A 6,986-nucleotide genomic window follows, 5' to 3' on the forward strand; every position below is an offset into this window, starting at 1 on the left:
GGGCCCTGTTCCACGTGGAACAGGGCCCGGCCCCGGCCGTTGTGCGTCCGCGCGCAGGCCTTGCGGGCCGTGGGCGGCTGTGCGGGCTTGCGGGCCGCCGCGCCGGGCTCAGAGGCCCAGGTCGTCCAGGGTGTACGCGGTGACGTACGGCAGGCCGGTCTCCTCGACCGCGGCCGCGCCGCCACGCTCCACGATCACCGCGACGCCGACCACCTCGGCGCCCGCCTCGCGCAGCGCCTCGACGGCGGTCAGCACCGAGCCACCGGTGGTGGAGGTGTCCTCGACGGCCAGCACCCGGCGGCCCTTGACCTCCGGGCCCTCGATCCGGCGCTGCAGGCCGTGCGCCTTGCCCGCCTTGCGGACCACGAAGGCGTCCAGCTCGCGGCCGCGCGCAGCGGCGGCGTGCAGCATCGCGGTGGCCACCGGGTCGGCTCCGAGGGTCAGACCGCCGACGGCGTCGTACTCCAGGTGGGCGGTCGCGTCCAGCATCACCCGGCCGACCAGCGGGGCGGCCTGGCCGTCCAGCGTGATCCGGCGCAGGTCGACGTAGTAGTCGGCCTCCTTGCCGGAGGAAAGGGTGACCTTGCCGTGCACGACGGCCTTGTCCTTGATCTGTGCCAGCAGGGCGTCGCGGTCGTTGCTCATGAGCGTTCAGTCTAGGGCCTGTCCGGGGCCTGCCCTCCGGGCCGGGCCGAGCGGTCCCGACCGGATCCACCGGACGGGCCCCGGGGCCCCAGAGCCCGCCCTAGCGTCGGCGCAGGGTCCTGACCAGCACCACGGCGCCGCCGATCAGGGCGACTCCGCCGCCGATCATCCACGGCACGGCGCTGCGGCCGCCCGGGCCCGGCACCACGATGCCGCCGGCCTCGCCGCCCCAGCGGGACGCCGCGCGGGCGCGGGCGCTGCGGGCCGGCAGGGCGGGGGCGTAGCGGCCGCGCGGCGGGGCGTGGTCCACCTCCTCGGCGGAGCGGCCGACGATGCTGCGGCGGACCGGGCCGCTGAGCACGGGCTCCTGCTCGTACCCGAAGGGCAGCTCGGCGGGCAGCTGCTCCTCGGCGGCGGGGCCCTCGGCGGCGGACTCGTCGTCCTGCCCGTCGTCCTCGTCGTCCTCGCGGTCGCGGCCGACGGGGAGGCCGAAGCGCTCGGCGTCGGCGTCGGAGAAGGCGATCAGGTCGGAGAGGTCGTCGTCGAGGTCGTCGCCGGGCTCGTCCTGGCGGTCCTCCAGGAAGACCACGGTGGCGGTGGGCTCCTCGGCGTCCTCGGCGGCGTCCTCGGCGCTCTCGGCCGCGGCGGTGTCCGCGTCCGTCCCGGCTTCGGCGTCGGTGTCGGCTCCGGTGTCGGCGTCGGTGTCGCTGTCGCCGTCCGGTTCGGCGTCCGGGGAGGCGAGGGCGGTGGCGAACCGGTCCAGCAGGCGGCGGCCGGTCGCGGTGAGGGTCTCCTCGTCGAACTCGGTGAGCCGGCCGGTGGCGCTCAGGTCGCCGGTGAAGCGGACCACCGCGGTGCCGTCCCCGTCGCCGTCGGCGACGCTGACCCGGACCGTGGCGGTCGCCTCGCCGCTGCCGCGTGCCTCCTGGCCCTCGGCGAGCACGGTGAGCACGCCCTCGCGGCCCTCGATCAGGGAGAGCACGCCGCGGTAGGTGATGGTGGAGGTGCCGATCCGCAGCTTCAACCGGCCGCCGATCTCCTCGGCGGGGCCGCTGCCGACGGCGGCGGGCTCGGTGCTCAGCCCCGGCACGCAACGGGCCAGCAGAGCCGGATCCTGCAGGGCCTGCCGGACCAGTTCGGCCGGCATCGGGACGACAACCTCATGCTCCATGTCACGGAGCCTACCGACCGAACCCCCGGTGGTCCCCGCTGTGTCCCCTACCTGTCGTGCCGACTTCCCCGCAGGCCCCGGTCACCCGCCCGTCCGGGCTACGTCCGGCGCGGATGGGGGCTGTGGGCGGGCGTTTCGCTGCGGGCCCAGGAGGGTGAGGGCGGCCGGGGGCCGGGCCGGGCGGAGGGCGGTGAGGCGGGAGGCGGCGGGCCGTCCGGGGCAGGTGCCGGGCCCGCGTCGGGGGCTGTGGCCGGGCGTGTCACTGCGGGCCGAGGAGGGTGAGGGCGGCCGGGGGCCGGGCCGGGCGGAGGGCGGTGAGGCGGGAGGCGGCGGCGCGCAGGGTGTCGGCGGTGAGGGCCCGGGGCGGCGGGGCGTCCGGGGCGAGGCCGAGCGAGGGCTGGGCGGCGGCCGCGAGCAGGAAGGCCTGGCTGCCGCGGCCGTCGTCCGGCCCCGGCCGGCAACTCGTGGCGACACCGCCCTGGACGGCGTACGGGACGGTCCGCAGGCCGGCCGCCCGCAGGCCGGACTCGACCTGCCAGAGGCCGTTCTGCTCGTCGCCGGCCCGGACGGCGAGCCGCCCGCCGGGGGAGAGCAGCCGGGTGGCGAGGCCGTAGAACTCCTGCGAGTGGAACTTCACCGTGCCGCCCTCGGCGGGCGCGGGCAGGTCGGCGAGGACGACGTCGAAGGTGCGGTCGCTCGGGCGGACGCTGCGCAGCCACTCCAGCGGGTCGGCCTCGGCGGTGCGGACCCGCGGGTCGTCCAGCGAGTGGCCGGAGAGCGCGGCCAGGCCGGGGTCGGTCCGGGCGAGCCGGGTGAGCGCCGGGTCGCCGTCGACGACCAGCACCGAGCGGACGCCGCCGTGCCGCAGCACCTCGCGCAGCGCGAGCCCGTCGCCGCCGCCGAGCAGCAGGACCCGGGCGTCCGGCCCGGCCGCCATGGCCGGGTGGACGAGGGCCTCGCTGCCCCGGTACTCGTCCGGGCCGCAGACCGCGAGCCGCCCGTCCAGGTAGAGCCGCAGCGGGCCCTCGGCGGGGCCGGTGAGCACGATCTCCTGGAACCGGCTGTGGGTGGCGAAGCGGACCTGCGCGCCGTACAGCGCGCTGCGGGCGGCCCGTTCGATCGCGCCGGACCAGGCGGCGGCCGTGCCGAGGAGGGCCAGCACCAGCCCGCAGCAGCCCCAGAGCAGCAGCCGCACCCGCGGCGCCGGCTCCTCGCGGAACAGCCAGAGCACGACGGCGGCCCCGGCGACGGCGTTGACCGCGCCGGTGACCAGGGCGCCGGTGCCGGGCCCGTAGCCGGGCAGGATCAGGAACGGGAAGGCCAGCCCGCCGATCAGCGCGCCCACGTAGTCGGCGGCGAACAGGTCGGCCGCGGCCCGGCCGGCGTCCTCCCGCCGGATCCGCTGGATGAGGGTCATCAGCAGCGGGATCTCGGCGCCGATCAGAACGCCGATCAGACAGGTCAGGCCGACCATCGCGGCCTGGTAGCGGCCGATCCAGGCCCAGCAGGAGTACAGCGCGAGCACGGAGAGCCCGCCGGTCAGTGCGAGGGCGCACTCGACCAGGGCGAAGGCGGTGGCCGGGCGGCGGGTGAAGCGCTTGGCGAGCAGGGAGCCGAGGCCCATCGCGAACACCATGACGGAGAGCACGACGGAGGTCTGGGTGACCGAGTCCCCGAGCAGGTAGCTGCCGAGCGCGACGAGTTCGAGCTCGTAGACGAGCCCGCAGGCCGCGCAGACGAACGCGGCCAGCAGCACGGTGAGCCGGGCGAGCCGGGGGTGGGCGCGCAGCCTGGACCGACGGCGGGCGGGCAGGGGGGTCAGGCTCCGCCCGGGCCGGGGTGGGCTGCCGTCGTCGAGGTCGAGTCCCGGCTGAGCGGGCGGACCGGCCGGATGGTTGATCACGAACAAACGCTAGGCGACGTTCGGTACGGATGGCTGCGTCCATTCGACGGACAGTGCGATACGCCGGGTTGACGGATCGTTCCTGCGTGCGAGTGGAGGGTGGCACCCCGGGCTATGGCCGCCTCGGGCGCGGATGCCGCGGTCACCGGGACAGCACGAGGGAGGAGCGGGTGCAGACCAGCTGTCCCTCCTGCGGGTAGGCGTGCCAGGTGCGCCAGAGCAGCCGGTCCGCGCCGCCCTGGGTGACGAGTGCGGTGAACGCGCTCGGGTCGCCGGGGAAGACGCCGGCCAGGCCGCGCGGGTGCCCCTCGACCAGGGCCAGCAACTCCTGGGCCCGGGCGGCGAACTCGTGCGGCGGCAGTGCCTCGATCCGGGCCGCGAACTCGTACTCCCAGCCGGCCACCTGTTTGGCCACCCGGGCCGGCAGCGGGGTCCGGCGGCCGGGCAGACAGGCGACGGTCTCCAGGCACTCGCCCGGCCCGGCGGCGATCACCACCTGGTGGGAGGCCCCGAGCAGCCGCAGCTGCAGGGTGCCGGGCGGACCGGGACGCCCGGCACCGCCCAGTCTCAGGTCGCGGACCGCGAGAGCGGGCAGCGGTTCGCCGCCCAGGCACCAGGCCAGGTCACCGGCGCGGGTGTCCGTGTAGGAGGTCTGCAGTGTGGTGAGCATGCTCGGCTCCGCGTTTCAGCTCCGTGCGCGCCCGCCGAGCAGCATCGAGAGGCCCAGGCAAAGGCGAGGCTGTTCGCGGCTGTGCGGTCCAGGGCGCGGCCGACCGTGGAAGGAAGGATTCCGGCTGGAGATTCAGCAGCAGAGAAGCATGAATACGCCGGGTCCGTCGGTGATTTACCCAACTTTGTCAAGCATTCACCGTTTCGGGCATACCTGCTTCCCCGCTCTGATCGACCCGGTGTGCGACTCTGCACCGCGCGCGCCCTTCGCTCCGGCCTGCGCGCCGTGCACTCCGCTCGCACGCCGGGCACGGGCCCCGCGCGCCCCCGCCCTCCCGCACGCCCGGCGCGCGGGCGTGCACGAAGCGCCGCGGCCTGCCGGGCAGGCATGCCGAATGCCCGACAGGCAGCAATCACGCTGCCTGTCGGGCAAGTTGACGAAACGTCAGAACATCGGGCCCATCCCGCCGCGCCGTCAGATCCGGCTGAGCCGGGACACCGCCTCCTCCAGCACCTCGACCCGCTTGCAGAACGTGAACCGGACGAGCGGGCGGCCGGCGTCGGGGTCGTCGTAGAAGACGGCGTTCGGGATGGCCACCACGCCGCAGCGCTCGGGGAGGGTGCGGCAGAACTCGATGCCGTCCTTCTCGCCGAGCGGGGTGATGTCGGTGGTGATGAAGTACGTGCCCTCGGGGTTGAAGACGCGGAAGCCCGCGGCGGCCAGGCCCGCGGCGAGCAGGTCGCGCTTGCGGAGCAGGTCCGCGCGGAAGTCGGCGTAGTAGCCGTCGGGCAGCCGCAGCGCCTCGGCGACGGCGTACTGGAACGGGCCGGCGCTGACGTAGGTCAGGTACTGCTTGGCGGTGCGGACGGCCGCGACGAGCGGGGCGGCGGCGGTGACCCAGCCGACCTTCCAGCCGGTGAACGAGAAGGTCTTGCCGGCCGAGGAGATGGAGACGGTGCGCTCGCGCATGCCGGGGAGGGCGGCGATGGGGTGGTGGGCGCCCGCGAAGACCAGGTGCTCGTAGACCTCGTCGGTGACGACCAGCAGGTCGTGCTCGACGGCGAGGGCGGCGACGGCGGCCAGCTCCTCGGCGTTGAGGACGAGGCCGGTCGGGTTGTGCGGGGAGTTGAGCAGGAGCAGCCGGGTGCGCGGGGTGATCAGGGCGCGCAGCCGGTCCAGGTCGGGCCGGAAGTCCGGGGCGCGCAGGGTGAGCGGGACGCGGACGGCGCCGGCCATGGCGATGCAGGCGGCGTAGGAGTCGTAGAAGGGCTCCAGGGCGATCACCTCGTCGCCGGGCTCCAGCAGGGCGAGCAGGGCGGCGGCGATGGCCTCGGTGGCGCCTGCGGTGACCAGGACCTCGGTGTCGGGGTCGTAGGCCAGGCCGCGGAAGCGCTGCTGGTGCTCGGCGACGGCCTGCCGCAGCTCGGGGATGCCGGGGCCGGGCGGGTACTGGTTGCCCCGGCCGTCGAGCACGGCGCGGGCGGCGGCCTCGGCGATCTCGCGCGGCCCGTCGGTGTCGGGGAAGCCCTGGCCGAGGTTGATCGAGCCGGTGGCGGCGGCGAGTGCCGACATCTCGGCGAAGATCGTCGTGCCCAGCCCGTGCAGCCTCCGGTTCAGCAGCGGCCTCGTACCCATTGCGGCTCCTCACACCTCGTCGTGGGAGCCCATCCTCGGGTCCGGCGGCGGTGCCGGACAAGGACGGCCCGCCACCGGAGTGCCGGTGGCGGGCCGTGCCCGGGCGGGAACGGGAGGATCAGGCCTCGTCGGTGCCCTCGGGGGCCCCGCCGTCGCCCTCCTCGCCCTCGATCTCCTTCTGCAGGCCGAGGCGCTCGACGATCCACTGCTCGAAGCCCACGGCGGCCTGGGTCCAGTTGGCGGTGGTGGTGACGAAGTAGTCCAGGTTGACGCCGGTGCCGACGATCATCTGGGCCTCGCCGATCAGGCGGACCACGCCGTCCTCGTGGGTGTGGGTGTAGACCTTGGGCCAGAGGGTCTCCCGGTTCCACTCGTCGATCAGGTCGAGGATCTCGGGCTTGGTCTCCAGCGGGTACGGGCGGTCGTAGAAGGCGCGGACCGCGAAGAGCTCCTTCTGCTCGCCGCGGAACATGTAGTAGACGCGGAAGCCCTCCCAGGGGGCGGTGAGGTCGCCCTCCTCGTCCACGACGTGCTTGAGCTGCATCTGGTCCAGCAGCTGGGTCACCAGCGCCTGGTCCGGAACGATGATCGGCGGCGGGCCGGCCGGCCGGCCGCCCTGGCCGCCGGGCTGCCCGCCCTGGGGCGCGCCGAACGACGGGATGGACGACGGGTCGATGCTCATGGGGGTCCTCTTCCTCAGTGCACGTGGTGGCCGGCAATGAGAGGCCGCCCTTTTTCCACCTCCCATCCTGCCTCATCCGGGCCCTGCCTCACAGGGGCGGCGGCAGGAAAGGATCTTGTCGCGGGCGGACCGCCGGACGCCGGGCCGGGCAGCGGACACCGAGGGTGAACACGGTGGTGGGCCGCCCCCCCCGGGCGGGGGGGGGCCCCCCCCCCGGGGGCCCCGCCGGCGCAGTGTCCTCCGGGCCCCGGCCCCCCCCGGGGTGGGGGGGGTCCTGGTG

6 protein-coding genes are annotated in these 6,986 nt (G+C 75.3%); all 6 read right to left on the reverse strand.

Features of this window, described 5'->3' with window-relative positions; all coding sequences use genetic code 11:
• Positions 1–108: 108 nt before the first annotated feature.
• The 6 genes from pyrE to ACFVHB_RS25155 all read right to left on the reverse strand — a co-directional run bounded on the left by pyrE (position 109) and on the right by ACFVHB_RS25155 (position 6,706).
• Positions 109–645 (reverse strand): orotate phosphoribosyltransferase, encoded by a 537-nt coding sequence (pyrE, locus tag ACFVHB_RS25130; RefSeq protein WP_360186158.1) that lies wholly within the window; start codon positions 643–645, stop codon positions 109–111.
• A gap of 100 nt (positions 646–745) precedes the next feature.
• Entirely contained in the window at positions 746–1,816 is a 1,071-nt protein-coding gene (locus ACFVHB_RS25135; protein WP_380326464.1) for an SRPBCC domain-containing protein, read from the reverse strand.
• Positions 1,817–2,075: 259 nt separating this feature from the next.
• Entirely contained in the window at positions 2,076–3,719 is a 1,644-nt protein-coding gene (locus ACFVHB_RS25140) for a polyamine aminopropyltransferase (protein ID WP_380326467.1), read from the reverse strand.
• 142 nt (positions 3,720–3,861) lie between these two features.
• Positions 3,862–4,389, reverse strand: a complete 528-nt coding sequence (locus ACFVHB_RS25145) for a DUF2617 family protein (RefSeq protein WP_380326470.1) — start codon at positions 4,387–4,389, stop codon at positions 3,862–3,864.
• Positions 4,390–4,863: 474 nt separating this feature from the next.
• Positions 4,864–6,024, reverse strand: a complete 1,161-nt coding sequence (locus tag ACFVHB_RS25150) for a pyridoxal phosphate-dependent aminotransferase (RefSeq protein ID WP_380326473.1) — start codon at positions 6,022–6,024, stop codon at positions 4,864–4,866.
• A 118-nt stretch (positions 6,025–6,142) separates the two neighbouring features.
• Complete coding sequence (locus tag ACFVHB_RS25155; RefSeq protein ID WP_380326476.1) at positions 6,143–6,706, reverse strand: YbjN domain-containing protein; 564 nt, start codon at positions 6,704–6,706, stop codon at positions 6,143–6,145.
• Positions 6,707–6,986 lie beyond the last annotated feature (280 nt).

The sequence above is a fragment of the Kitasatospora sp. NPDC127111 genome (genome assembly GCF_042677465.1).
Classification (GTDB): Bacteria; Actinomycetota; Actinomycetes; order Streptomycetales; family Streptomycetaceae; genus Kitasatospora.